22 protein-coding genes are annotated in these 25,158 nt (G+C 55.5%); 12 read left to right on the forward strand and 10 right to left on the reverse strand.

Features of this window, described 5'->3' with window-relative positions; genetic code table 11:
- Window position 1: 1 nt before the first annotated feature.
- On the reverse strand, window positions 2–1,141 hold the full coding sequence (locus WJU16_RS25380) for a glycoside hydrolase family 43 protein (RefSeq protein ID WP_341836155.1): 1,140 nt from the start codon (window positions 1,139–1,141) through the stop codon (window positions 2–4).
- A 134-nt stretch (window positions 1,142–1,275) separates the two neighbouring features.
- Between WJU16_RS25380 and WJU16_RS25385 the strand changes: the two genes are divergently transcribed.
- Entirely contained in the window at window positions 1,276–2,010 is a 735-nt protein-coding gene (locus WJU16_RS25385) for a hypothetical protein (RefSeq protein ID WP_341836156.1), read from the forward strand.
- 6 nt (window positions 2,011–2,016) lie between these two features.
- On the opposite strand, the gene xth is transcribed toward WJU16_RS25385, so the two are convergent.
- The 3 genes from xth to WJU16_RS25400 all read right to left on the reverse strand — a co-directional run bounded on the left by xth (window position 2,017) and on the right by WJU16_RS25400 (window position 4,844).
- Window positions 2,017–2,790: an exodeoxyribonuclease III gene (xth, locus tag WJU16_RS25390; protein ID WP_341836157.1), complete on the reverse strand. Its 774-nt coding sequence runs from the start codon at window positions 2,788–2,790 to the stop codon at window positions 2,017–2,019.
- Between the two features lie 21 nt (window positions 2,791–2,811).
- The gene (locus WJU16_RS25395) at window positions 2,812–3,570 is read right to left on the reverse strand and encodes a DUF72 domain-containing protein (RefSeq protein ID WP_341836158.1); all 759 of its coding nucleotides are present in this window, start codon (window positions 3,568–3,570) and stop codon (window positions 2,812–2,814) included.
- 104 nt (window positions 3,571–3,674) lie between these two features.
- Entirely contained in the window at window positions 3,675–4,844 is a 1,170-nt protein-coding gene (locus WJU16_RS25400; protein WP_341836159.1) for a hypothetical protein, read from the reverse strand.
- A 207-nt stretch (window positions 4,845–5,051) separates the two neighbouring features.
- Here WJU16_RS25400 and WJU16_RS25405 point away from each other — a divergent pair, with 207 nt between their 5' ends.
- Together WJU16_RS25405 and WJU16_RS25410 are read left to right on the forward strand one after the other, a co-directional pair.
- Complete coding sequence (locus WJU16_RS25405; protein WP_341836160.1) at window positions 5,052–6,566, forward strand: choice-of-anchor I family protein; 1,515 nt, start codon at window positions 5,052–5,054, stop codon at window positions 6,564–6,566.
- Between the two features lie 165 nt (window positions 6,567–6,731).
- The gene (locus WJU16_RS25410) at window positions 6,732–7,661 is read left to right on the forward strand and encodes an alpha/beta hydrolase (RefSeq protein WP_341836161.1); all 930 of its coding nucleotides are present in this window, start codon (window positions 6,732–6,734) and stop codon (window positions 7,659–7,661) included.
- Between the two features lie 113 nt (window positions 7,662–7,774).
- Here the strand turns inward: WJU16_RS25410 and WJU16_RS25415 are convergent, their stop codons facing one another.
- On the reverse strand, window positions 7,775–8,305 hold the full coding sequence (locus tag WJU16_RS25415; RefSeq protein WP_341836162.1) for a sigma-70 family RNA polymerase sigma factor: 531 nt from the start codon (window positions 8,303–8,305) through the stop codon (window positions 7,775–7,777).
- Window positions 8,306–8,426: 121 nt separating this feature from the next.
- On the opposite strand from WJU16_RS25415, the gene WJU16_RS25420 reads away from it, so the two are divergent.
- From WJU16_RS25420 to WJU16_RS25440, 5 genes are all read left to right on the forward strand, one after another.
- The gene (locus tag WJU16_RS25420) at window positions 8,427–9,395 is read left to right on the forward strand and encodes a FecR domain-containing protein (RefSeq protein WP_341836163.1); all 969 of its coding nucleotides are present in this window, start codon (window positions 8,427–8,429) and stop codon (window positions 9,393–9,395) included.
- Window positions 9,396–9,493: 98 nt separating this feature from the next.
- Window positions 9,494–12,910, forward strand: a complete 3,417-nt coding sequence (locus WJU16_RS25425) for a TonB-dependent receptor (RefSeq protein WP_341836164.1) — start codon at window positions 9,494–9,496, stop codon at window positions 12,908–12,910.
- 25 nt (window positions 12,911–12,935) lie between these two features.
- Window positions 12,936–14,501, forward strand: coding sequence for a RagB/SusD family nutrient uptake outer membrane protein (locus WJU16_RS25430; RefSeq protein WP_341836165.1), 1,566 nt, complete (start codon window positions 12,936–12,938; stop codon window positions 14,499–14,501).
- A gap of 18 nt (window positions 14,502–14,519) precedes the next feature.
- Window positions 14,520–15,416 (forward strand): DUF5017 domain-containing protein, encoded by an 897-nt coding sequence (locus tag WJU16_RS25435; protein ID WP_341836166.1) that lies wholly within the window; start codon window positions 14,520–14,522, stop codon window positions 15,414–15,416.
- A 120-nt stretch (window positions 15,417–15,536) separates the two neighbouring features.
- Window positions 15,537–16,196, forward strand: a complete 660-nt coding sequence (locus WJU16_RS25440) for an alpha/beta fold hydrolase (protein WP_341836167.1) — start codon at window positions 15,537–15,539, stop codon at window positions 16,194–16,196.
- Between the two features lie 99 nt (window positions 16,197–16,295).
- Here the strand turns inward: WJU16_RS25440 and WJU16_RS25445 are convergent, their stop codons facing one another.
- The 4 genes from WJU16_RS25445 to WJU16_RS25460 form a co-directional block, all read right to left on the reverse strand.
- Complete coding sequence (locus tag WJU16_RS25445; RefSeq protein WP_341836168.1) at window positions 16,296–16,652, reverse strand: GreA/GreB family elongation factor; 357 nt, start codon at window positions 16,650–16,652, stop codon at window positions 16,296–16,298.
- 418 nt (window positions 16,653–17,070) lie between these two features.
- Window positions 17,071–19,098 carry a TonB-dependent receptor domain-containing protein gene (locus WJU16_RS25450; protein WP_341836169.1) on the reverse strand — a complete coding sequence of 676 codons (2,028 nt, stop codon included), beginning with the start codon at window positions 19,096–19,098 and terminating at the stop codon, window positions 17,071–17,073.
- Between the two features lie 21 nt (window positions 19,099–19,119).
- Window positions 19,120–19,926, reverse strand: a complete 807-nt coding sequence (locus WJU16_RS25455; protein ID WP_341836170.1) for a FixH family protein — start codon at window positions 19,924–19,926, stop codon at window positions 19,120–19,122.
- Window positions 19,927–20,028: 102 nt separating this feature from the next.
- Window positions 20,029–20,400 carry a hypothetical protein gene (locus WJU16_RS25460; protein ID WP_341836171.1) on the reverse strand — a complete coding sequence of 124 codons (372 nt, stop codon included), beginning with the start codon at window positions 20,398–20,400 and terminating at the stop codon, window positions 20,029–20,031.
- Between the two features lie 296 nt (window positions 20,401–20,696).
- Here WJU16_RS25460 and WJU16_RS25465 point away from each other — a divergent pair, with 296 nt between their 5' ends.
- Genes WJU16_RS25465 through WJU16_RS25480 form a run of 4 tightly spaced genes read left to right on the forward strand, consistent with a single transcriptional unit; the run spans window position 20,697 to window position 24,728 of the window.
- Window positions 20,697–21,320 carry a bifunctional 4-hydroxy-2-oxoglutarate aldolase/2-dehydro-3-deoxy-phosphogluconate aldolase gene (locus tag WJU16_RS25465; protein ID WP_341836172.1) on the forward strand — a complete coding sequence of 208 codons (624 nt, stop codon included), beginning with the start codon at window positions 20,697–20,699 and terminating at the stop codon, window positions 21,318–21,320.
- Window positions 21,321–21,337: 17 nt separating this feature from the next.
- The gene (gene dgoD / locus WJU16_RS25470) at window positions 21,338–22,486 is read left to right on the forward strand and encodes a galactonate dehydratase (protein ID WP_341836173.1); all 1,149 of its coding nucleotides are present in this window, start codon (window positions 21,338–21,340) and stop codon (window positions 22,484–22,486) included.
- 24 nt (window positions 22,487–22,510) lie between these two features.
- The gene (locus WJU16_RS25475) at window positions 22,511–23,830 is read left to right on the forward strand and encodes an MFS transporter (RefSeq protein WP_341836174.1); all 1,320 of its coding nucleotides are present in this window, start codon (window positions 22,511–22,513) and stop codon (window positions 23,828–23,830) included.
- Complete coding sequence (locus WJU16_RS25480; protein ID WP_341836175.1) at window positions 23,808–24,728, forward strand: 2-dehydro-3-deoxygalactonokinase; 921 nt, start codon at window positions 23,808–23,810, stop codon at window positions 24,726–24,728. The genes WJU16_RS25475 and WJU16_RS25480 overlap by 23 nt, the downstream gene beginning before the upstream one ends.
- Here the strand turns inward: WJU16_RS25480 and WJU16_RS25485 are convergent.
- Complete coding sequence (locus WJU16_RS25485) at window positions 24,725–25,120, reverse strand: hypothetical protein (RefSeq protein WP_341836176.1); 396 nt, start codon at window positions 25,118–25,120, stop codon at window positions 24,725–24,727. The two genes, WJU16_RS25480 and WJU16_RS25485, sit on opposite strands and share 4 nt — an antisense overlap.
- Between the last annotated feature and the right edge of the window lie 38 nt (window positions 25,121–25,158).

A 25,158-nucleotide genomic window follows, 5' to 3' on the forward strand; every position in this document is an offset into this window, starting at 1 on the left:
GTTATCTGGCTCCGGGAATAGGTTGCGGGGTTGTTTTCGGGCCTTCCACCACCAGTTTCCCGTTTTTAAGGATCCTCATCCGGTCGATGAACACCACCCGCTGATCGCCTGTGGCCATAGTTCGGGCGTGGTATACGCAAAGCATTTCCTTCCCGTCGGGGGAATAAGTGATGCTGTTATGCCCGGTACCGGTGACAACGCCGCCCTGCTCCACGTTCTTCTGCAGTACGGGGTTGTTGCCGGCTTTGGTAAAGGGGCCGAGCGGACTTTTCGCGGTGGCGTAGCCTACGGCGTAGTTTTTGCCGCCGAAGTAATTGGCGGAATACATCATATAGTAAATATCGCCTTTCCGGAATGCCACGGAGCCTTCAGTCCAGCGGCGGTTCACTTCCTTGCTGGTGACCGAGCGGCTTTCCCATTCTGCTTGTTTGTCGTCCATTTTAACCGGCGGGCGCAACAACATCACCGGCTCACCGGTAACACCGCTGAAGTCGGGCTTCAGTTCCACGCCGTACACCCAGCTTTCTTCGATAAAATCGAACCAGCCCTTCTTTTTAGCCCAGTCGGCCACTTCGCTTTCCACGGCGTGCTTGTAGCAGCAGCGGGAATAGTAGAGATACATTTTCCCGTTGGTGTCGAACAGCACGTTGGCATCGATGATGGGGTATCCGGGATCAAATACGGGGCGGGTTTGCAGGTCGATGAAAGGGCCGGTGGGCTTGTCGGCCACGGCCACGCCGATACGGAAATTCTCGAGTTCTTTCGTCGGGTTTTCTTTCCATTGCGCGCTGTAGAACATATAGAATTTGCCGTTATGGGCATATACCTCGGGCGCCCAATACGCACCACCCCAGGCGGCGGTGGAATCGCTCCAGCCGTTGGGGTTGCTGGCGTAGTACACCTGGCCTTCGTTTTTCCAGTTGACTAGGTCGGTGGAGGAATAGGCAGCGAATCCGTTTTTGGCCCCGCCGGTTCCGTACATGTAATATTTATCGCCTTTTACGTGGAGCACATATGGGTCGCCGAACTCCACGGGTAAAGGGTTCTGGAAGGTGCGGGAAGATTGGGCGAATAGTCCGGAGGACGACAGCAAAGCCAATATCAATAAGCATCCGATCGAAGTCAGGAAGGTCCGTTTCATGAGATGAATAGTTTAAATGCGTGGAATTCAGCGGTCAAATATAGTCTTCAGGCGCTAATTATACTAATTCGCAATTTAAGGGGGGCTTAAAATTGACGTAATGCTAACGGCACGCTAATTGCGGCAGGGCAGGGATGAAAATGCTCGGATTGATTTTTGGGGGAATGATGCTGGCGCTGCAGGCCAGATCGCAGTTTACAGATTCAACACATTATTATTTCAAATATGCCTCCACCGGTTCCGTGAACAAAACGCAGGACGGATCCTCCTATTTACTCAACAACCACTTTGCTTTCAAGATCAGCAAAAAGAAAATGGTACTGAATGCCGATGCGGGATATATTTACGGAAAACAGGACCAGGCCCTTACCAACAGCGACCTTTCCGCTTCGCTCAACTTCAACAGGTATGTGGGCGACAGCCGGCGCTTCTATTACTGGGGCCTCACCAGCTACCTGAAAAGCGTTTCGCTCAAGGTAAATGATCAGTTCCAGGGCGGGGCCGGCGCGGCATACGATGTCGTCAGCCGCCCGAATTCCCTGCTGAATGTGAGCAACGGCATTTTATTCGAAAGTAACGATCTCTTGTTGAAAGACACCATCCCCGACGTCTACCACACATTCCGGAATTCCCTGCGCCTGTATTACAAATTCACGATGATGAGGATTGTCGCGCTGGAGGGCTCGCACTTCTACCAGCAATCCTTCCGGTATTTCGATGACCACATCCTCAAAAGCACGAATTCGCTGTCTGTCAAACTCCGCTCCTGGCTCTCCATCACCGCGGCTTTGAACTATAACAAGATCAACCGCACGGAGCGTGAGAACCTGTTCATGAATTACGGGTTGACGGTCGAAAAGTACTTCTGAACCGGGTCACGGTTTCAGCTCGATCCAAACGGGTGCATGGTCGCTGGATTTTTCCCATCCGCGCACGAATTTGTCGACCCCGGCCTCTTTGAGCCGCTTGTCTACGGCCGGGCTTAGCAGGAAGTGGTCGATCCGCAGGCCGGCGTTCCTGCCGAAAGCATTGCGGAAATAATCCCAGAAGGTATAAATGGTTTCGTTGGGGTATAATTTGCGCAGAGCGTCGGTCCAGCCCTGCGACAACAACTTTTCGAATGCGGCGCGCGTTTCGGGGAGAAAGAGTGCATCGTCGACCCATCTCTCGGGTTTATACACGTCGTGTTCCGTGGGGATCACGTTATAATCGCCTGCCAGCACAACGGGTTTGCCGGATGCGAACAGTTCCGCGGCATGCATTGTGAAGCGTTCGAACCAGCGCAGCTTATAGTCGAATTTGGGCCCCGGGGCGGGATTGCCGTTTGGCAGGTACAAGCAGCCGAGCGTGATGCCTTCCACTTCGGCTTCGATATAGCGGCTGTGGAGGTCTTCCGGATCTCCCGGGAGTACGCGCGTTACTTCGGCCGGTAATCCGTACCGCGAAAGGATAGCCACGCCGTTCCAGCTTTTTTGTCCGTGCCAGATGGCGTGATAGCCTGCATCGCGGATGGCCTGCAGGGGGAACTTTTCCTCAGGGGCTTTCAGTTCCTGGAGGCACACCAGGTCGGGGGCGCTTTCTTCCAGCCAGCGCAGCAGTACGGGCAAACGGCCGTTTACACCGTTCACGTTATAGGTGGCTATTTTCATGTTTCGAAGATAAGGATTTTGCTACCGTTCCACCATCCGGTTCAGCCGCATGAGATTCGGGATGGCATCGCCGATCGTGTTGTTAAAATAGACGAATACGTCTTTCCCTTCCCTCCTCCACGCCCGGATCTGCCGGCAGCGGAAACGCAGGTGCTCCTCGCCATAGCCGCCTTTGTAATCGCCCGCAGGCCCGTGGAAGCGAAGGTAAATGAAAGGCGCTTCCGGCCCGATGCGCCCGTTGGCGGAACGCGGCATGTCGTGCAGTACGATGCTGCACCGCGTCTCATCCGCCATCGCAAACACTTCCGGGATGTACCAGGAGGCGTGCCGCAGTTCCAACGCAATTTTCCACTCGCCGCGGGCATCCGCCGCGCGGATCAGTTCCAGCAGGCGCACGGTTTTCTCCATCCGCCCCACCGGTGCCGATGGCGGCAGCTGCACGAGCAGGCATCCTTTCTTATCCCCCGCACCCGCAATCACTTCCATAAACTGCAACACGTCTGCTTCCCGGAATTCCATGTTTTTGGCGTGCGTGATGCCTTTCCATAACTTGAAAGTGAACGTAAAACCGGTAGGTACCTCTTCGGCCCAGCGCCTGACCGTGGCGGCCATCGGAACAGTATAGAACGAGCGGTTGATCTCGATGCTGTTGAACAGCGATGCGTAGTATGCCAGCCTCGTTTTGTCGCGGAACTCCGGCGGGAACGACTGTTTGTTGGGGACCGGCAACACCAGCCCGCTCGTGCCGGCGTGGTAATGTCCTGTTTGTTTTTCCTTCATAACGGTCTTTTCTTCCACCCGTAATGGCACAAACATTATACCGTTGCCCAACAACAGAAACGCTACCCGGTTTGTCTAGGGAAATCCTCATGCATGCGGGTCCTTTACGGCAGTAGTCCCGCCAGATCCGGCCTGTTCATGAGTTGCAGGAAGAGAGCCCTGTCCATCGTTTCCATGGCGCCGCCGGTAGTTCTGCGCAACCGCCGGCCGTTGAGGTACGGGAATACAAGCGCCAATGTTGCATCGGGCATGCCCGCGATGACTTCCTGGAGATTGCTTTCAAACGTGATCCCCGGCCGGTTGCGCAACAGCAGGTTCCAGGTTGCCGGGTCTTCCACGATAAATAAATTGGCCATCAGGTGGTGCACGGCGATCCGTTGCGTGGGGTCCAGCGTGATGGCCGTGAAGGCGCCGCTGCCGTTTAAAAGGAACGTTTGCGTGGTGGTTTCGTTGTATTGCCCCGCTTCGTTGAAACCGGCCAGCCGGCTCAACTCAAAATAACCCGCCGCGGCGTACATCCCAGAACGCAGGATGGCGCTGTCGGGCATAAATACCCGGTCGGACTGCGGTTCAAAAAACACATACGACTGTACATCGCCCGCGTCATCCGCAATTTGCACCGCGTTGAAGGCATGCCCCGGAACGGACGCGATGAGCACCGGCATGTGGAATTTGGCGGGCACTTCGCCGACTTCGATCCTCCCGAGGCTGGCCAGGCGCCCGGTGGTGGTGGCGTCCATCCTGTCGGTGGCGGTATAGCGTGTATACATCTGTGTGGCGAATCCCTGGCAAACGTTGCGGAATGTTTCCAACGCCGTGGTGGTGGCTTCGCAGCTGCCACCTCCGCTGCCGCCACCGGTGCTGTAAGGCCGGCAGTTAGTCTGGTCGAAATGAAGGACGAAACGCAGGAAGATGATTTTGGCGGACGGGGATTCCAGGACGGGCCAGATTTGGCGGTCTCCCGGCCAGGCGTTCACGGTGGCAGCATAAGCGCGGGAGGTATGGGGCTCGTGGTTGAGGACGAAAACGGGGTCGCTGAGATGATACACGATTTCCGCGTCGGAGATCCCGTCGCCCTCCGTAAGTCCGTGCGAGCGGCGGTATTCTTCGGCGATGCCTTCGTGGATATCGCCCGTGTCTTCCGGGGTTCGTTGCAGTAGTCCGGCCGGCGCCGGTGCGGTGGCGGGTCCGAAAAATGCGGCTCCCGCGCCGGGGAAAAAAGTGGTGGCGGGTTTATGCTGGGGCTGCGGGGTGGCGGGCGTATTGCTTTTCATGGTAGAAATGATGTAGGAAGCGGTGAACGGCGGATCCGGGGTACAATGCTATCGGGGTCGTAACATGATAAGCTACAAAAAAATCGGGTACTGGCCAAAAAAGCATCCTCTCCACCCCGCGTTTTACATAACAATCTCATAACCTTCCGGTTACGATGCGGTCATACTATCATTCTACTCTTGCGCAGTTAAAACCTGTTCAACTTCATGCGAACCAAAATTCATTTCCTGCTGCCCGTTGCAGCTATGCTGGCTCTTGCCGCCTGTTCCAAAGACGATGTGAAAAATCCGGCCCACCCCATCATTGAAAACCCCGAAACTTTCGGAGAAGCCGGGATGATCGACATCGGGGACGAAGGCGCGGCCGAAATCAGTGCCTACGACCCCTCCACCAAACGCCTCTTCGTAGTGAAAAACGACGGCATCAACATGATTAAAGTGCTGGACCTTTCCGATCCCACCAAAATCGCCGACCTGAAGAAGGATATCCTCATCACGGCGGGCGCCGTGAACAGCTTGTCCGTTTCCAACGGCCAACTGGCCGCTGCCATAGAAGCGGTGAACAAAACGGAGAACGGGCGGGTAGACGTATATAATACTTCCACCAACGCGCTCATCAAAAGCATTCCCGTAGGCGCATTGCCCGATATGGTAACTTTCTCGCCCGACGGTAAATTCATCCTCACCGCTAACGAAGGCGAACCGGCAACCGATTATTCCGCTGATCCGGTTGGCACCGTGTCAATCATTAACGTAGCTGATAACTACGCCGCCGTACACCTCGATTTCGCGAAGTTCGCGACGCAGGAAACCGCCCTCAAAACCAAAGGCTTCCGCATTTTCGGACCCGGCGCTTCTTTCGCGCAGGATGTGGAGCCGGAGTATATCACCGTGTCTGCCGATTCCAAAACGGCCTGGGTAACGCTGCAGGAAAACAACGCGATCGCGAAAATCGATATCGCCGCGAAATCCATAACGGATATATTTCCGCTGGGTTTTAAAGATTACAACACTGATGCCAATGCTACGGACCTGTCTGACAAAGACGGTGGCGCCTCCTTCAAAAAATCCCCGGTAAAATCCATGTACCAGCCCGATGCCATTGCCGTATGGCAACAGAATGGCGGCATTCCGTATCTTTTTACGGCGAATGAAGGCGACGTCCGCGAATGGGACGCCTATGCCGAAAACAAACGCGTGAAAGATCTCCAGCTGGACCCCGCCGCCTTCCCAGATGCGGCGGCATTGAAAGCGGAAACCGCACTGGGCCGTCTCAACGTCACCAAAACGCTCGGCGATGCCAATGGCGACGGGCTTTACGAAGCGCTCTATTCCTTCGGCGCCCGCTCCTTCTCCGTTTGGAACGGACTGACCGGCGCGCAGGTGTTCGACAGCAAAAACGAGCTGGACGTAAAAGCTAAAGATGCCGGTATTTACGACGACGCCCGCAGCGATGATAAGAGCATCGAGCCCGAAGGCATCGCCATCGGCACGATGGGCAATAAGTCCATCGCTTTCGTGGGTCTTGAAAGAGTAGACGCTGTGGCTATTTACGACGTTACCGATCCCCTGGCGCCGCGCTTCCTCAAAATGCTCAAAACCGGCGACGCGCCCGAAGGCGTGCTGTTCGTGGACGCCCAAAGCAGCCCCACCGGCAAAAGCCTCCTGGTCGTAAGCAGCGAGGGCGACGGTGTGATAAAAGTTTATACGCCTAAAAACTGATATATCCATTGATTATTGAAAACCGGTGCCGCCATTCCGTGCGGCGCCGTTATTATTTATTGATAAGCCCATAAGTGTCGTTTTTAACCCCTTTCATTGTCGTATTTGCACGCCCATTGGCCCGACTTTGTTCCTGAGCTTTGTGATGTCATCAAATCACCTACAATGAACAAGTTTGTTTTAGCCATGATTTCCATTTCCCTGACTGTTGCCATGTCTTGCCAGCAAAGCTCCCCGGACAGGCAGCATGAAGCACAGGCGCCCCGCGATTCGGCGATCAGCCAGCTGATGCCCAGTGACAGCGGTTACGCCGAAGTCAACGGGTTAAAAATGTATTATGAAGTCTATGGTGAAGGAAAACCGATCATATTGATCCACGGTTCCTACATGAATATTCCTCTTAATTGGGCCGGCATCATTCCGCAAATGGCGAAAGACCGTAAAGTGATCGTTGCGGAAATGCAAGGCCACGGCCACACGAGAGACATCTCCCGTGAATTAAGCTACGAAGGCATGGCCGACGATGTATCCGCATTGCTGAAACATCTGAAAGTGGACAGCGCCGACGTGTTGGGATACAGTATGGGCGGGGGCGTCGCCTTCCAGATGGCCATTCGGCACCCGGAGCAGGTGCGCAGGCTGGTGGTGCTGTCGGGCACCTATGCGCACGATGGCTGGTGGCCGGAAGTGGAAGCCATGTATGCCCATTTTACCCCGGATATGTTCAAAGGCTCGCCGATTGAAACGGAATTCCTCAAACAGGGCCACGACTCCACGGAATTTGCGGCTTACGTCACCAAGGTGATCAGCATCGACCTCAAGCCTTACGACTGGACCAAAGAAGTAAAGCAAATCAAAGCCCCCGTTTTCATGGCCATCGGCGATGCGGACGGTGTCCGCTATGAGCACGCGCTGGCACTTTTCCGGGCGAAGGGCGGCGGTAAAATGGGTGATATGACGGGCCTGCCCACTTCACGGCTCGCCATCCTTCCCGGCACCACCCACATTGGTATGATGGCGAATAAGGATATGTGGATGCCGATGGTGGCCAATTTCCTGGATAGCGACCTGAACGCCCCTCCTCCTGCTTTCTGACATTTTTTCCGTTGGGATTGTACATCCTGATGTCAACTTACAGGCAAAGGGCTGATGCTGTTTTACGAACATGGATCAGCCCTTTGAATTTTGTATTATTCGACGATTTGAGACTATAAAAAAGGGAAGTTGCCTTTCAGGTGCGAAAGTTTCTTTTTCAAAGATTTCAGCGCCCTGTTCATTTGCACCTCGATGGTGCCTGTAGTGATTTTCATCTGCGCGGAGATCTGTTTGTAACTCAACGCGTGTTCTTTGTGCAACCGGAATATAAGCTGCTGCTGCGGCGGCAGCATATTGATGGCTTCCTGCAGCTGTGCGTTCAGCTCGCGGTTATATAGGTAATCCTCCGTGGAATCCGCTTTTTCTTCAGCAGCATGCTGGAGCATGCCCTGTTGCCGGCGGGCGGTTTTACGGACCTCGTCGAGGAAAATATTGCGGGCGTAGGTGCGCAACAATGCTAATACCGCCTCGTCGTCTTTCACCTGGTCCAGGTTTTTCCAGAGCCTGATGTAAGTCTCCTGCATTATATCCTCACACATCGCCTTGTCTTTACACAAGGGAAACATGCTGGCATACAGCCGGTCCGCCGTGCCCTCCACGATCTTCCTGAACCGTTGTTGCGATATGTTTCGGATGAGTGTCATTTGTGGAATTCGATCGCCTAAAAATAATAAATAGTTAAAAAAAGAAACCCCTGTATAGGCAAGTCGGCAAAAAAACGTGTTATCTCTAAATAATTGAAAGTAAAAAGCTTTCGGGGGAAATATGACACGCAAAATGGATCATCATTTATTAGAAAAATATCTAAAGGGAGATGCTACAGCTGAAGAGCGCCGGCAGGTAGAAGCATGGCTGGAAGATGCGCCGGAAGAATGGGTGGATGCCTTTATGGCGGGCCAGCACGGGCCTGCGTTCCCCGGGGCCGACAAGGCCGCGTTTACTGAACGGGTGATGGATCGGGTAAGGCCCAGGCGTGCCCGTTGGTTGCAGGTAGCCGCCGTGCTGGCGGGTTTGCTGGCTGCGGGATGGTACCTCCTCAAGCCGGATAAATTCAAACCCCGCGCCCCCGAAATGGTGGACATTTTCGTTCCGGCCAACAAAACCGGCGCCATTACCCTGCCCGACGGCTCAAAAGTGATCATGAACGCGGGCAGTACATTGCGCTATGCCAAAAATTTCGAAGGCGAGGCCAGGGCCGTATCTCTTTCCGGGGAAGCGTTTTTTGACGTGCAGCCCGATACCGAAAAGCCCTTTATCATCCGGTCGGGCGGTCTTAGCACGCGGGTGCTCGGCACTTCCTTCAACATTTCAGCCTATCCGGGCGCCCGGAAACTGACGGTAACGGTGTTGACGGGGAAAGTGTCGGTACAGGACACGCTGAGCCACCGCGCCGTTACGCTGCTGCCTTCGCAGAAAGCGGTATTTACGCCCGAATCCGCGTTGCTTTCAGCCGAAACGGTAAGCCATCCGGAGAACGAAATCGCCTGGCGGCAAGGGCGCATCATCTTCGATGAAACGCCGCTGCTGGAAGTGGCGGAGGTATTGTCGCGGCGATATGGGGTGCAGATCGTCCTCCAGGGCGACCACCTCGCCCAATGCCGTTTCAATGGCCAGTTCGAACACGATTCGCTTGATGCCATCCTGAGAATGATCACACGGCTTACCAACACCCGCGCCAAACGCGCAGGCGATACCGTATACCTCTCGGGCAAGGGCTGCGCATCCCCCAACTGATTCCTCACCTGAAAAAATGAATTCCTTATGCCGTTATGATCGAATGGGTGCGTCCCATCTTCCTGAATTCTTATTCTGAATATGCAACAATCAAATCTATGTGGAACAATCTGTTATCGTCGAAATGGATAGCGGTACCCGTTATGTTGCTGCTGCTGGTTATCTCGGCAGGCGCTAAAGGGCAGACCGGCTTTTCCCGGAAAATTACCGTCAACTTCAAGGATACGCCGCTGAAAGAAGCGTTGAAAACCATCACCCGGGAAGCGGGCACCGTATTCGTATACACTTCCAACGACGCCGCTTTCCAGGCGCGCGTCACTTATTCCGCCACGGCTGAAAGCGCGGAAGCCGTCATTAAAAAAATACTGGCGCAGCGGCAGCTGACCTATAAAGTAATGGAAGGCAAAGTGCTGATCGAAAAAGCACTGCCTCCGGCGCCGCAGGAGAAGCCCCTCAGCATCACCGGCAAGGTGGTGGATGAATCGAACGGGGAACCGATGCCCGGCGTGTCTGTCAGGCTGAAAGGCGGCAGCCTCGGCGCCACCACGGATGCGGAGGGCCTCTATCATCTCAAAGGCGTTCCGCAAAACGCGACGCTGATCTTTTCCCTGCTTGGATACGGCCGCCAGGAGCTCCCGCTCGGCGGGCGCGACATCCTCAATGTAAACATGAAAGTGTCGGCCAGCGAGCTGAGCGAAACCGTTGTGATCGGTTACGGCACCCAGAAGCGTTCGGACCTCACGGGCGCCGTGGGCAGCGTGAACGTAAATGATATGAACAAAGCCCCCATCTCCTCGTTCGACGAAGCGCTGGCGGGCCGCGTGGCGGGCGTGCAGGTGTCGTCTTCAGAAGGTCAGCCCGGCGCCGGCGTCATTATCTCCATCCGGGGCAACAATTCCCTCACGCAGGATAACTCGCCGTTGTACGTGATCGACGGATTCCCCATCGAAACGTCCAACAACAACCTCATCAATCCCGACGATATCGAAACCATTGATATTCTCAAGGATGCATCGGCCACGGCTATTTACGGCGCACGCGGCGCCAATGGCGTCATCATCATCACGACCAAAAGAGGCAAAACCGGCGCGCCATCCATCTCCTACAACGGCCGCTACGGCTGGATGGAAAATATCCAGCGCATCCCCGTGATGAGCGCTTATGAATTCGTGAAGCTGCAACAAGAAATAAATGTGGGCGACCTGGACGAAACCTACCTCGCCAACGGCACCACGCTGGAAGATTACCGGAACGTGCAGGGGATCGACTGGCAGGGGAAGCTCTACCGAATCGCGCCGCAGCAAAATCATAGCATCTCGATGCGGGGCGGCTCGGATAAAACGCGCTACAGCGTATCCGGCCAGGCGCTCGACCAGCAGGGCACCATCATCAATTCCGCATTCAAACGCCTGCAGTCTAAAGTGAGCCTCGACCAGCAGATCAACGACCAGCTGAAAGTCGGTGGCAATATCACTTATACCAATAACAAGACGACCGGCACCACTCCTTCCGCCCCCAGCCTGTCTTCCATGAACAACTTGCTCTACAGCGCCTGGGGATACCGGCCAACCGGCCCCCTCAATTCCTCGAAGCCCGTCAATGAGAATTTCGAGGATGAGCTGATAGACGATATGGTGAACTCGGGAACTGATTATCGCATCAATCCCTTCCTCAGCGCGGAAAACGAATACCGGTTGCGGAATGTCGACAACCTCATCGCGAATATTTTCGGGGAATATAAGATACTGCCGAACCTGCGCCTGCGCGTGTCGGGCGGTGTCAATAAAACCACACAGCGCAACGATGCGTTCAATAACTCCAAAACCCGCAGCGGCAACCCCGCCACGGTGTATAAAGTGAACGGATCGGTTATGTATTACGAAACTACGAACTGGCTGAGTGAGAATACCCTTACCTACGACAAGAAGTTCAACCGGAACCACCGGATCAATGCCGTGGCTGGCTTCACGGCACAGGGCAATAAATATGGTGTGCACGGCCTTTCCGCCAACCAGCTTCCCAACGAGGCGCTGGGGCTCAACGGCCTGAGCCAGGGCGTTCCGCAGCCTGTAACCAGTTCCGAATCCGAATGGGCGCTGGCTTCCATGCTGGCACGGGCAAACTATGTGTACCGGGATAAATATTTCTTCACGGCGTCGTTCCGGAGCGACGGCTCTTCCAAGTTCCGGGCCGATAACCAATGGAGTTATTTCCCTTCCGGCGCCATCGCCTGGGAGTTATCCAAAGAGAAATTCATGAAGCAGGTGCGCTTCATCTCCAGCGCGAAAGTACGCGCCAGCTGGGGTATTACAGGCAACAACCGGGTGAGCGATTACGCCACCTTCGCCCTGCTCGACTTCGCGACGCGCAACTCTTATTATTCCTTCGGCAATGAGCTGCAGCAGAGCGCCATTCCCGTTACCATGGCGAGTACCGACCTGAAATGGGAGAATACGGCGCAAACGGACGTGGGGCTGGATATCTCGTTCTTCAAATCGCGGGTGTCGCTGGGGTTGGATTATTACCGGAAAGTAACGTCGGACCTGCTGCTGAACGCGCGGCTCCCGCCTACCGTGGGGTATTTAACCGCATTCAAGAACGTGGGGAAAACGAGCAACGAGGGGCTGGAGATTTCTTTGCAAACGCGGAACGTGGATACGAAGGATTTCGCCTGGAGCAGCAGTTTCAATATTTCGTTCAACCGCAGCAAAGTGCTGGCCCTCACACAAAACCAGGAATCGCTGACTTCCACCATGGGCTGGGACTCCTGGTATAGCAGCGTGGCGCTGTACATCGCCAAGATCGGGCAGCCCGTAGGGCAGTTTTACGGGTATATCTGGGAGGGCGTGTATGGGTATGATGATTTCGATCCGTTGCCCAACGGCGGCTATCTGCTCAAAGAGGGCGTTCCCACCAACGGTAACACCCGCGCGGCGATCAAACCCGGGGATATCAGGTACCGCGATCTGAATGGCGACGGCGTGGTGAACGTGTCGGACCAGACGGTGATCGGCCGGGGCTTCCCGGTACATGTGGGCGGCTTTACCAACGACTTCCGCTACAAAGGGTTCGACCTCAACGTGTTTTTCCAATGGTCGTACGGCAACCAGGTGATGAACGCCAACCGCATCAACTTCGAAAACGGTAACAAAACATATCTCAACCAGTATAAAACTTTCGAAAACCGCTGGACGCCGGAGAATCCCAACAGCAACATCCCCCGTGCAGGCGGGCAATACGGCTACGTATATTCCTCCCGTACGTTGGAAGACGGTTCCTTCCTCCGGCTCAAAACCGTGTCGCTGGGGTATAATATCCCCGCCGCGGTGTTGAAAAGAGCGAGGATCAAGAGCCTGCGCGTATTTGCCGCGGCGCAGAACCTCGTTACCTGGACGAAATACTCCGGTTCCGATCCGGAAGTGGCGATCGGATATTCCGCGCTTACGCCCGGGTTCGACTATTCGTCGTATCCCCGTGCGAGAACAACTACGCTGGGTCTGAACCTGGGTTTGTAATGCTGAACATTTAAAACGAAAGATTATGAAGAAGCTCATTTCCATTTCCTGCCTGGCGGTACTGATGATCATGTCGTCGTGCAGCAAATTCCTGGATAAAAAGCCCCTTTCCACCATATCTCCCAACAATTATTATAAGAATGAAGCAGAAGCGAATTCCGCGCTGGCGGGTATATACGCGATCTGCGGAATGGAGTTTATGTGGGGCGGAAGGATTCCCATCCGCCACAATGCGAGTACCGATGAAAGTTTCTACTCCGTCACCAATCAATTGGTGGGTGTGTGGTGGTTTAACTACGACGGATCCGACCCGGTGGTAACCGAAATGTGGACCTGGCTGTATGCCGGTATCGAGCGGGCGAACATGTTCCTGGCCAACATCGGCGCCACGGATATGGACGCGGCGAAAAAGACGGCTTTCATTGGCGAAGCGAAGTTTTTGCGGGCGTGGTATTACTTCACGCTCGTACAATACTGGGGCGGCGTTCCGTTGAAAACGGAGCCATCCTCATCCGTAAATAATGTAGACTTCGCCCGTTCGTCTGCGGAGCAGATTTATAATTTCGTGGAGAAGGAAATGAAAGAAGCGGAAGGCATGGTGCGGGATGTGACGGACATTAACAACACCGAGCGCATTTCCAAATCCACCGTCCGCGCCGCAATGGCGCGCATGTATCTCCAATGGGCCGGCGAGCCGCTGAAAAATACGGCCAAATTCACATCCGCGCGGGATATGGCGCTGAAGGTGGTGCAATCCAATGTGCATATGCTGAACCCGGATTACCGGCAGATTTATATTAACCAGTGCCAGGATATCGGCGAGTGGAAAGAATGCATCTGGGAAACGGGCAACTGGGGCAATAACAGCGACGCCAACCGCATCGGCGGGCGTATCGGTAACGAAAACGGTGTGCGCTGCACTTCCAACAACGACCAGGTGATCGGATATGCATATGGTTTTAACAGCACTACGTACAAACTGTTCCATCTCTATGGCGCGGGGGATCTCCGCCGCGATTGGGCCATCAGCACCTACACGCTCAATTCTTCCGGCGTGAAAGCCAATATCAGCGCCACCAGCATCTACAACCGCAACTGCGCGAAATGGCGCCGCGAATACGAGCTGGTACGCCCACTCAACAAAAACTACACGCCCACCAACTTCCCCATCATCCGGTATGCCGACGTGCTGCTGATGCTGGCCGAAGCGGAGAATGAAGTAAGCGGCCCGGCCAATGCAGAGGAATACCTGAATAAAGTCCGCAGGCGCGGTTACGGTTTGCCGGCCGATGTGGCTGATGCCACCGCCGACCTCACCGGCCTCGGCCAGGGCGCTTTCCGCGAAGCGATCCGCGACGAACGCGCGCGTGAGCTTTGCTTCGAAGGCGTCCGCAAAATGGACCTCATCCGCTGGGGCATTTACCTCACGGAAATGCAGGAACAGGCGATAGAAATAAAAGCCAGGGCGTCGGCTACCTACCAGTACGCCGCACTGGCGGCGGAAAGGGTAACGGAAAGGCACTTGCTCTACCCCATCCCTGCCATCGAAATGTCGCTTAATAAACTGATGGTGCAAAATCCTGGTTGGTAATCTGATAAAACAGCAATTATGAAGAAACTCCTGTATATATTCATCGGCGGACTGCTGGCGGTTGGTTGCAGTACCAAAGACTCCCCTTCCCCCGACTTCACCGTTTCCGTCCGAAGCGCTTCCTACCCGTTGGGAGACACCTCGTTCTTCTACCTCACGGGCAATCCCTATACCCTCACTTTCTGGGCGGGCGACAGCACCCACCAATACAAATACCGCCACCGTACCACCGCGGCCGGCAAACCCGAAATGCAATTCACTTCTTACCGCCAGGGCGGCAACCAGGCTAATTCGCTGCAATTGCTCGTCTCCACCGACTTCCCCGGCGTGTACGACTCCGCCGCGGTGTATAGTCCGGATACGCATTGGACTGACATTACGGACAAGGCTACCCTGTCCGGCGGCACTACCGGCACCGCCTCCGGTGTGATCGATCTGTCGGAATTCCTCAGCGGCGACCGTCCTGTTTACATCGCTTACCGTTATACCGGTCAAAAGGCCGCCACCGCCCAGCGCACCTGGACCATCCAAAGCTTTTCGGTGACCAACGTGACCGACGAAGACAACGTACGAATGCCCGTAGCGGCAAATCTCGGCGCGGCTTCCTGGGCGGTCGTGAAGATGAAGAACCCGGCCGTGCAATGGGTGCTGTCGGCGTCGTCGTTTAAAGTGACGGGCGGCCCTGCCAACAGCGAAGCATCTGAAAGCTGGATTATCTCCAAACCTTTGCAGCTCAACAAAGCGATCCCTGACGCGGGTGTGCCCATCAAGAAAATGTCCGACAACCGCCTGGAAAGCTACTTCACCATTTATAAATCACCGGGCCAGTATATCGCCACATTCGAGGCGGCTACCACCACGGTGTACGATAGCAAAAGCGCGGTGCAATCCGTAGACGTGAACATCCTCCCATAGTGGATTACCCTGTACAATAGCAAGGCCGGCTCCTTTTCAGGGCCGGCCTTATTGATTGAAAAGAAATACCCGGCCTGGGAAATCCGCGTGAGAATTGCCATATGCCTTAACTTTACGCCAATGCGTAAGAAAACCTTTCAGATCGAAGTGTCGCCGGAAACCGGCAGTGTAACGGCCATTTATATGTCACCCGCGAAACCAGCCTGCATCCTCACGCTGGCGCATGGCGCGGGCGCGGGCATGCAACATGTGTTCATGGAAACGCTGGCGGAATCGCTGTCCAAAGCGGGCATCGCCACGCTCCGTTTCAATTTCCCGTTTACGGAGCAGCAAAAGAAAAGGCCGGATTCCCCCGCTGTGGCGCAGGCTGCCATAGCCGCGGCTATTCAAAAGGCGCAGTCCCTCGCGCCTGGGATCCCGCTTTTCGCAGCCGGTAAATCGTTTGGCGGAAGAATGACTTCCCAATACATCTCCACCCACCCGGATAGCCCTGTGCAAGGGATCATTTTCTTCGGCTTCCCACTCCACGCCGCCGGAAAACCCTCCACCGACCGCGCCGTACATCTCCAGGCAATTAAAATCCCCATGCTCTTCCTGCAGGGATCAAGGGATACGCTGGCTACGTGGGACCTCATCGCCTCCGTTTGCCAATCCCTCCCCACCGCTACCCTCGTGCGGCTCGAAGGCGCGGATCATTCCTTCAAAGCCGGTAAAACCGACGTGATCGCCCTGCTCACCGCCGAAACCAAAAGGTGGACGGACGCCGTGGCCAATAGCTGACCCATCACTGATTACAATATGGAAAGCCGCGCCGGTCCTGCAACCTGCGCGGCTTTTCCGTTGCCCGGGATACCTGTCATATCCCTGTAACCGCCCACGTTATACCGGGTTGGAAACTTCCATCACGATATAATATTTCTTGCTGTTTTTGAATTGCAGCTTCACTTCTTCCCCTTTCTTCAACCCCAGAATCGCCATTCCGATATTGGAGGTTACCGACTGGTTGCCGCCCGGCAAAGACATGTTGTACGTGAAGTTCATGCGCGCCATTTTATCGCGCACGGTTACCCTGGAATGCAGGCGCACGGCGTCGCGCGGGAATTCGTCCTGCGGTACGATTTTGGCCTGCTCCAGTTTGGTTTTGAGCGGTTCGGTGGCTTCGGTGCCGAGGTAGCTGCTGATAATGGCGTGGTCGTCTTTATGTATGATGGGTTGTGTGGTATGTGTGATATTCATGGCTGTATTATTTTTCTGAAAAACATGGCAATGCCTGTCCGCCGCAATACCAACATCAGGCAGCGACGGAAATCAATTGCATGCAGCGCTTTGCCGGGAAAGCAGTATCGCTTATCCCCGCAATGGCATTACCGTAAATAAAATGCAGATCCCCCGGCTGAAGCGCGTTTTAACAGGCGGGGGCTGAAGTATAGAAGTCTTTGAAATTGGAATAGAAGTACGCTTTGCCGGGCAGTAATTCAACACTGGCGAAGGTCCCCGTGTAACTGGCAAACGAGGCTGCAGATTGTATGTAGTATAAATCGTGCATTAACTACAAATATAGGCATAATAAACCGCATTCCTCCTCTTCTTGCCGAAAATGAAAGCCGCATGCGCTACGGGCGCACACGGCTTTGTATTTGCGATGCGGGAAAACTTAAAATGAAATGCCGAACTGCAGGAAGAAATTCCTGCCGGGCCGCCCGATATTCCCCCAGTCGAGGTGCTCGCGGTAGTACGCGTCGAAAATATTCTCCACGCCACCGTTCAGCTGCCAGGGAATGTTGTTTAACTGTCCGTTGTACCCGAGCCGGAAATGAAACAACTGGAAACTGCCTGTTTCCCTTTCGTTCGCGGCCTCGCTGACATGGCGCTGTACCGCGGCGGTTTCCATTTCGCCCTGCAGCCACAGTTTACCCAGGTGTTGCCGGATGTTGGTGATATTGCGCAGCGGTGCAATCATCGGCAATGGATCGCCTTCCTTGTTCTGCGCATAAGCGTATTTCAGGACGGAAACGACTTGCGTCTTCGGGAAAGGCTGGTACATCACGCTGCCCTCCCCGCCAGTCAGTATCGCGTAATCCAGATTTTGGTAGCGTTTCACGCCGCGGGCGCCGATCGTCATCATGCTCAGCGAGTGATCATACACGCCCATGATGTAGTGATTGACCCGCGAAACATATCCTGAAGCCTGCACTTTCCATTTCGATTTACGCCAGGTCAGCGAAAGCTCCGCCTGCTGCGCGGTTTCCTGCTGCAGCCCGGGGTTGCCGATATAGTCGTGCATGTCGAACTGGTTGAAGAGATAGAAACCGTACAGCTCGCTCGCGGTAGGTGTTCTGCCGTTGAAACCCAGCGATGCTGTGGCCTTTAGGTTGCGGTGCAGCTTCCGTGATAGCTGCGCGGATACAGACGGGATGAAGAAGTGCGCCTGGCTGTTGTCATACCCGAATACGGCGAGCTGGTCTTTGCCCATGGCAGTCGTAAGACCGAAATCCGCATAATCGGCGCGGGCGCTGATCTGTAGTTGGGTGAGGCTGTCCAGCTGCAACGCGTATTGCGCGGCCACGCCCGTTTGCCGCTGGCGGTTATCCGGCCAGGTGAGCATGTACATGGGCGATTGTCCTTCCTGGTACATGGTCATGGAGGCTACAAGCCTGGTCAGCGAGGCATCCGCCCGGAGGGTCAGCGACTGCCGTTGCCCGATGCTTTTGGTGCCTTCGAGGTAAAATCCGGAGGTCCTGCTTTTGCCGGGCATGTCCATATGCATGGGCACATCGGGCCGGTGCGTATCGTCCATATAGTGTTTCACCTGGTTGGCGTAGAGTTTCGCTTCGATTTTCCTCCAACCGCCCGGGATGTTTTCCTGCACGAGGCTTACCGCGCCGATGCGTGCGTTGGCGTAGCCTACGTCCATGGGCAGGGCGGCGTAACCGATGTTCCAGCCATCGTCGGCCAGGAGGTCCACTTTCAGGTAGGTGTTGTAGTTGAGGAGGAATTTGCCGTGCAGGGAGTAATTCACTTTTTCATATTGCGAGAACTGTACGCGGTGGCCGCTGCCGTCGCGGTAGTTGCCCGCTTTGCGGTAAGTGCCGGTAGCTGCGATCCCCCATTTTTGCGTGGTGTAATTCAGGTTGAGGGACTGGAAGAACGCGCGGGAAGCGGAATGAAACCCGGTGTTGGAAGATCCCGAAAAAGTGGCGCCCGTTTCGCAGCAGCTGCCGTGGCATGATGCTTCTGCCAGTTTCATATTGATGCTGCCGCCGAGGGATGATCCGTTAAGCAGGCTCCCGCCGGTCGTGCGCACTTCGATGCTTTGCAGGTTCGCCGGTTCGATGTAGATGGAAGCAGGGTCCATTTTGTCGGTACAGGCTCCATGAATGCGCATTCCATCGAGCAGAAGGTTTACCTGGCCGCTGTTGTAGCTGCGGATAACGGGCTCCATGCCGTAATTCCCGCGCCGCACCATCGAGATTTCCGGCAGGCGCGAAAGCACGTCTTCCGAGGTGGCGGAGCGATTGGCGCGGAAGAACTGGAAGAGATGCTGCTGTTGCGTTTTTTGCCTCGCGGAAACATTCACTTCCCGCAGCACCACCGTCCGGAGGGAATCCTCCTTTACGGACACCTGCGCGGCGGCGATACCGGCAGGCAGCAACGATATCAATATTAAGGTAACGGATTTCATGACGGTACGATTTACACGGTCTTAGAAATTCACTTCGAAGTAGGTAGTCTCATCCGCCATCGCGCTGCCGGCTTTGAAACCGAGGTGCAGGTACCATAGGCCGGTCATCGTGAAATTCGCTTTGCCTTTGTAGTGGCCTTGGGCGGTGTGGACGGGGGCCGCGTTGTTGGGGGAACCATGGCCCATCGTAGGCATTTCGGGCGTGAGGGAAATGGTCAGGCTGCTGTCTGCCGGAAATTCCATCATATTCTTTGCTTTATAGACCGCGATCTCCAGGTCATTCACGCCTACTTTGGGCGCTTCCGGCTGGATGTACGCCACAATGAATTTGGCGTTGTCTGCTTTGGATACGAACGATTTGAGGCGGGCCACGGCCGGGGCGGTCACAACAACCGGCAAGGCTGCCTGGCCCTGTTTGCCGTGCAGGGAGATGTGCACGTTAAGCGTCCAGCGGCCCATCTCACCGGAAGGCATGGTGAAAACCGCCGCGGCGGGGAACAGTTTGTTATCGGCGTTACCAGCAGGTTGTTCCACGGGCGAGGAATGTTTCATCGTACCCATGTCCATCATGGGTTGCAGGTGGATTTGCGCATTTTCAAGCGGTTTGCCGGAAAGGGAATCATACAGCGCGAGGTAAATGGAATTGTAACCTGTAGTGAACGCTTTTTTCGCGTAAAGCTCCACTTTGATGCCGGCGCCCGTAGCGAAGCCTTCGGCCATTTTCTGGAAAGGGATCTTTTCAGGAGCGGGCTCCATATTGTCTTTGGAACAACCGGTAACGATGATGGCGAAAGTGAATGCCAGGAGGAAAGGAAAATATTTATTCATGACTGCATGTATGGATTGAGTGTAAGAAGTACCGTTCGGACATGGCGCTCCCCGCAGGCGGCTCATTTCAGCCGTTCAGGAACGCCGGTTTGCTGTAAACGGCTACATGCAGGGCGGGTGGAAGCAGGAATAATAGTAATTGTAAGCGTAATGCCCAGGACGGAATGCGGGGTGTTCCATGGCGCGGGGAACGGCGTAATCGTGCTGTTGATGGCTGGTGGCGGGTTGCACGTACACGCACACTTCTAAGATTTTGGCGGAGGCATGTTCCTTTTGTTCCTCCTCTCCCGCTTTGCGGATCTGCTTTTTCAGAAAGCATTTGCCTTCGCAGTGCAGGGCGGGCCGGCCCCTGTTTTCACATAACATCCCGGCTATGTAATCTTTATTCGCATAATAACCGGCGTACAACACTACGGGGTAAACCGATTGCAGCGCGAGTAAAACGATTAATATGAGGGATGTAAACAGTTTCACGATACCCAAAGGTATCCATCGGTAAAATCTTACCTGTTGATTTCCGTCATATGGCGGGATGATTGGCATTATGACACGCGGCGGGAAGGATGAAAGCCGCAAGGGCATGGAGCCCCTGTGGCAATACAATGGTTGTCAGCGCTGTCCGGCTGCAAATTTTTCACAATAATTCCGGATGATCTGCCTGACTTCCCGGATTTGACCACCCCGCTCCCTGGAACCGGCAGATAAAGACGTTGAAAATACACTTAATTGTCCCTATCTTACCTGCATTCCACCACAACCCACGAAATTCCATGTCTGTACTCGCTCAAATTCTTGAACACAGAATCATTGCCATCGTCCGCGGCGTTCAGCCGGAAGCCGTGCTCCCGCTCGCCGAAGCCATGTATGCCGGGGGCATCCGCCTGCTGGAAGTGACGATGAATTCCGACGATCCGCTCACTGTTATCCGCGCGGTATCCGCCGCTATGGGTGACAAAATGATCATCGGCGCCGGTACCGTGCTCGACGCCGCCACCGCCCGCCAGGCCGCCTCCGCCGGCGCGCGCTTCATCCTCTCTCCGATCCTGGAGCCAGATGTGATCCGCACCGCCCGCGACCTCGGCGTGGTCAGCATCCCCGGCGCCTACACCGCCACGGAGGTGTACGCGGCCTACAAACAAGGCGCCGACATGATCAAGGTATTCCCGGCCACCTCGCCGGCATATATCAAAGACATCGCCGCCCCCCTGCCCAAAATGCACCTGCTGCCCACCGGCGGCATCACGCCGGAAAATATCGGCGATTTCAGGAAAGCGGGCGCCGCGGGCTTCGGCGTCGGCAGCGCGCTTGTCAACGCCAAAGCGCCCGTTACCCCGGAATACCTCCGGCACCTCACCGCCACGGCGCAACGCTTCATCCAGGCCCTCCATTCCTAAAACACCTCCACGTTATCATGAAAATAAAAAGCTACGAACTCTTCCAGGTGCCCCCGCGCTGGCTGTTCCTCAAAATCGAAACCGACGAAGGCATCACCGGATGGGGCGAACCCGTGATCGAAGGCAAAGCCGCTACCGTCAAAACGGCCGTCGATGAACTGATGGAATACCTCATCGGGAAAGATCCCATGCACATCGAAGACCACTGGAACGTGATGTACCGCGCGGGTTTCTACCGCGGCGGCCCCATCCTCATGAGCGCCATCGCGGGCATCGACCAGGCCCTCTGGGATATCAAAGGGAAATGCTACAACGCGCCCATTCACCAACTCCTTGGCGGCAAAGCGCGCGACCGCATGAAAGTCTACTCCTGGATCGGGGGCGACCGCCCCGCTGAAGTCGGCGATGCCGCCCGCAAAATGGCGGAACAGGGCTTCCTCGCCGTGAAAATGAACGCTACCGAAGAACTGCAATACATCGACAGCTACGAAAAGATCGACGCCGCCATCAGCCGCATCGCCGCCGTCCGCGAAGCCGGAGGCCCGGGTCTCGGGATCGGCATCGATTTCCACGGCCGGGTGCATAAACCCATGGCCAAGATCCTCGCCAAAGAACTGGAGCCCTTCCGCCCCATGTTCATCGAAGAGCCCGTGCTCCCCGAAAACAACGAAGACCTCCGCGAAATCGCCCGGCATGTGGCCATCCCCATCGCCACCGGCGAGCGCATGTTCTCCAAATGGCAGTTCAAATCGCTGCTGACGGACGGCTACGCCGATATCATCCAGCCCGACGTATCCCACGCCGGCGGCATCACCGAATGCAAGAAGATCATCTCCATGGCCGAAGCCTTCGACGTGGCCGCCGCCCCGCACTGCCCGCTGGGCCCTATCGCCCTGGCGGCCTGCCTGCAGGTCGACGCTACGTGCCACAACGCCTTCATCCAGGAACAAAGCCTGGGCATCCATTACAACCAGGGCAGCGACCTGCTGGATTACCTTACCGATAAATCCGTGTTCCAGTACCGCGAAGGCTACGTCGATATCCCATCCGGCCCGGGCCTTGGCATCGACATCAACGAAGCGCATGTCCGCAAAATGGCCGAAGAAGGACACAACTGGCGGAACCCCGTATGGCGGCATGCCGACGGCAGCGTGGCAGAATGGTAAAAAACATTTCCGGCATCCATCATCATGAAAACAATGCATTCCACGGTCAAACCTACCCGGGTCCGCTTCCAGGTCCTGTTCCTCATATTCGTGAACGTCGTGATCAATTACATGGACAGGAGCAACCTGGCCGTGGCGGCTTCGGAAATCGATAAGGAATTTTCATTTACACCGGTGCAGCTGGGCCTGATCTTTTCGGCATTCAGCTGGACTTACCTCGCCTTCCAGATCCCCGGCGGCATCCTCGTCAACCGCTTCAGCCCGCGCATCCTTTACGCCTTCAGCCTGATCGCCTGGTCGCTCACGACGGTGATGCAGGGCTTCGCGCGCGGCTTCGGGACGCTGTTCGGCTTGCGCATGGCCACCGGTGCGTTTGAAGCGCCGGCATTCCCCATCAACAACCGCGTGGTGAGCAACTGGTTCCCCGACAACGAGCGGGCTTCGGCCATCGCCGTGTATACTTCCGGGCAGTTCCTCGGGCTGGCGTTCCTCATGCCCGTGCTGTCGATGATACAGCTGGAAGTGGGCTGGAAGGGGCTGTTTGTGGTCACCGGGCTCATCGGCATTGCCTGGGGCGTCGTTTGGTATATTTTCTACCGCGATCCCATGGACCACAAGCGCGTGAACGAGGCCGAACTGCAACATATTGAAAGCGGCGGCGGGCTGCTCGACCGCCAGGCGGCGAAAGCCAAAAGTGCCTTCCGCTGGGACGATCTGCGCGAAGTGCTGTCGTACCGCAAGCTCTGGGGCATTTACATCGGTCAGTTCGCTGTGAATTCCACGCTGTGGTTCTTTTTAACCTGGTTCCCGAAATACCTGGTCGATTACCGGGGCCTGGATTTCATAAAATCCGGTTATTGGGCCTCGATCCCTTACCTGGCGGCGTTTACGGGGATACTCTGTTCCGGCTTTTTGTCGGATTATTTGGTGAAGAAGGGTGTGTCGGCGGCGAAGGCGCGCAAGCGGCCGATCATCATCGGGCTGATCGTTTCGTCGGTGATCCTGGGCGCGAATTACGTGGATACGCCGGGGCTGATTATCTTCTTCATGTCGTTATCGTTTTTCGGGGTAGGATTTGCATCGATCACATGGATATTCGTTTCCACGCTGGCGCCGAAGCATCTGATCAACCTCACGGGCGGCGTGTTCAATTTCATCGGGCAGCTGGCGGGGATCATCGTACCCATCGTGATCGGTTTTTTGGCCAGCGGCGGGAGCTTTGCGCCTGCGCTGGTATTTGTAGCGGTGCTTGGATTGGTGGGCGCGGGCTCGTATTTGTTTTTAGTAGGGAATGTCGAAAGAATTAAAACGAAAGAAACACATGGAACATTGGCTGAGTTGTGATTGGGGCACGAGCGCTTTCCGGCTGCGGCTGGTGGAGCGCGATAGCTGCAAAGTTGTTTCGGAAGAAAAATCCGGCTATGGCATAGCCTCCGCTTACCGGGACTGGCAAGCCTCGGCGGCACCGCGCGAAGCGTATTTCGCGGACATCATCCGGCGTAGTATCGCTATGCTGGGTGAACGAACGGGCCTGCGCCTGGAGGGGCTTCCGGTGGTGTTGTCGGGTATGGCGTCGGCGAGCATCGGGATGGTGGAGCTGCCCTACCAGGAACTGCCATTCCGGTTAAACGGCGCGGACCTGCGGGTACATGATTTCGAAGAATTCCGCATCATCTCCGGCGCGCGTTTCGATAACGATGTGATGCGCGGCGAAGAAACGAAGATCGTGGGATGCGCGGCATGGCTGGAAGAAGGTTTGGGAGAAAAACGCCTCCTCCTCCCGGGGACGCATCCCAAGCATGTGGTGGTGCGGGGCGGCCAGGCCATTGCTTTCAGCACCTACATGACCGGTGAGTTCTTCGACCTGCTGTCGAAGCACAGTATTTTGTCGGCTTCAGTGAATACCAGCGGTGATTTGGAGGCCCCCGGTGCGCGGGAGGCTTTCGCGTCAGGATTGATCGCCGGGAAGTCGGGGGATTTGTTGCATGAAGTGTTTATGGTCCGCACGAATCAGTTGCTGCGCCATGTGCCGCCAGAGCTGAACAGTTTTTACCTGAGCGGGTTGCTTATTGGCTCGGAATTATCTTCCCTTCCGGCGGGGCAACCGGTTTATCTCGTATCCGGCGCCCTGCATGGGCAACTATACGCCACCGCCTGCGGGGCGCTGAACATCCCCGTAAGCGCCATTATAGACGCCGACGAGGCGCTGATCCGCGGGCAATCCGCTATTTTGGGGCATTAATCCATCCCGGCGATGGATTTTCCTGTCTTTTTACCCCATTCGCCTATCCCGGCGATGGATTTTCCTGTCTTTTTACCCCATTCGCCTATCCCGGCGATGGATTTTCCTGTCTTTTTACCCCATTCGCCTATCCCGGTGATGGATTTTCCCGTCTTTTTACCCCATTCGCCTATCCCGGCGATGGATTTTCCCGTCTTTTTACCCCATTCGCCTATCCCGGCGATGGATTTTCCCGTCTTTTTACCCCATTCGCCTATCCCGGCGATGGATTTTCCTGTCTTTTTACCCCATTCGCCTATCCCGGCGATGGATTTTCCTGTCTTTTTACCCCGCTCGCCTATCCCGGGGATGGAATTTCCTATGTTTTTATTAGGCTGTCGGGCAAATTTCATAAGTCGGCCAGGTGACTTTGCGGGTTGACCAACAAATA

The sequence above is a fragment of the Chitinophaga pollutisoli genome (assembly GCF_038396755.1).
Taxonomy (GTDB): Bacteria; Bacteroidota; Bacteroidia; order Chitinophagales; family Chitinophagaceae; genus Chitinophaga; species Chitinophaga pollutisoli.

Excerpts from the sequence above, each read along its gene's own strand:
- WJU16_RS25475 (WP_341836174.1), top strand. The coding sequence starts at position 22,511 with ATGAAAACAATGCATTCCACGGTCAAACCTACCCGGGTCCGCTTCCAG.
- WJU16_RS25445 (WP_341836168.1), bottom strand. The coding sequence starts at position 16,652 with ATGAATATCACACATACCACACAACCCATCATACATAAAGACGACCAC.
- WJU16_RS25395 (WP_341836158.1), bottom strand. The coding sequence starts at position 3,570 with ATGAAGGAAAAACAAACAGGACATTACCACGCCGGCACGAGCGGGCTG.
- WJU16_RS25405 (WP_341836160.1), top strand. The coding sequence starts at position 5,052 with ATGCGAACCAAAATTCATTTCCTGCTGCCCGTTGCAGCTATGCTGGCT.
- xth (WP_341836157.1), bottom strand. The coding sequence starts at position 2,790 with ATGAAAATAGCCACCTATAACGTGAACGGTGTAAACGGCCGTTTGCCC.
- dgoD (WP_341836173.1), top strand. The coding sequence starts at position 21,338 with ATGAAAATAAAAAGCTACGAACTCTTCCAGGTGCCCCCGCGCTGGCTG.
- WJU16_RS25385 (WP_341836156.1), top strand. The coding sequence starts at position 1,276 with ATGAAAATGCTCGGATTGATTTTTGGGGGAATGATGCTGGCGCTGCAG.
- WJU16_RS25440 (WP_341836167.1), top strand. The coding sequence starts at position 15,537 with ATGCGTAAGAAAACCTTTCAGATCGAAGTGTCGCCGGAAACCGGCAGT.
- WJU16_RS25450 (WP_341836169.1), bottom strand. The coding sequence starts at position 19,098 with ATGAAATCCGTTACCTTAATATTGATATCGTTGCTGCCTGCCGGTATC.
- WJU16_RS25455 (WP_341836170.1), bottom strand. The coding sequence starts at position 19,926 with ATGAATAAATATTTTCCTTTCCTCCTGGCATTCACTTTCGCCATCATC.
- WJU16_RS25400 (WP_341836159.1), bottom strand. The coding sequence starts at position 4,844 with ATGAAAAGCAATACGCCCGCCACCCCGCAGCCCCAGCATAAACCCGCC.
- WJU16_RS25435 (WP_341836166.1), top strand. The coding sequence starts at position 14,520 with ATGAAGAAACTCCTGTATATATTCATCGGCGGACTGCTGGCGGTTGGT.
- WJU16_RS25410 (WP_341836161.1), top strand. The coding sequence starts at position 6,732 with ATGAACAAGTTTGTTTTAGCCATGATTTCCATTTCCCTGACTGTTGCC.
- WJU16_RS25420 (WP_341836163.1), top strand. The coding sequence starts at position 8,427 with ATGACACGCAAAATGGATCATCATTTATTAGAAAAATATCTAAAGGGA.
- WJU16_RS25425 (WP_341836164.1), top strand. The coding sequence starts at position 9,494 with ATGTGGAACAATCTGTTATCGTCGAAATGGATAGCGGTACCCGTTATG.
- WJU16_RS25485 (WP_341836176.1), bottom strand. The coding sequence starts at position 25,120 with ATGAAATTTGCCCGACAGCCTAATAAAAACATAGGAAATTCCATCCCC.
- WJU16_RS25415 (WP_341836162.1), bottom strand. The coding sequence starts at position 8,305 with ATGACACTCATCCGAAACATATCGCAACAACGGTTCAGGAAGATCGTG.
- WJU16_RS25480 (WP_341836175.1), top strand. The coding sequence starts at position 23,808 with ATGGAACATTGGCTGAGTTGTGATTGGGGCACGAGCGCTTTCCGGCTG.
- WJU16_RS25465 (WP_341836172.1), top strand. The coding sequence starts at position 20,697 with ATGTCTGTACTCGCTCAAATTCTTGAACACAGAATCATTGCCATCGTC.
- WJU16_RS25430 (WP_341836165.1), top strand. The coding sequence starts at position 12,936 with ATGAAGAAGCTCATTTCCATTTCCTGCCTGGCGGTACTGATGATCATG.
- WJU16_RS25380 (WP_341836155.1), bottom strand. The coding sequence starts at position 1,141 with ATGAAACGGACCTTCCTGACTTCGATCGGATGCTTATTGATATTGGCT.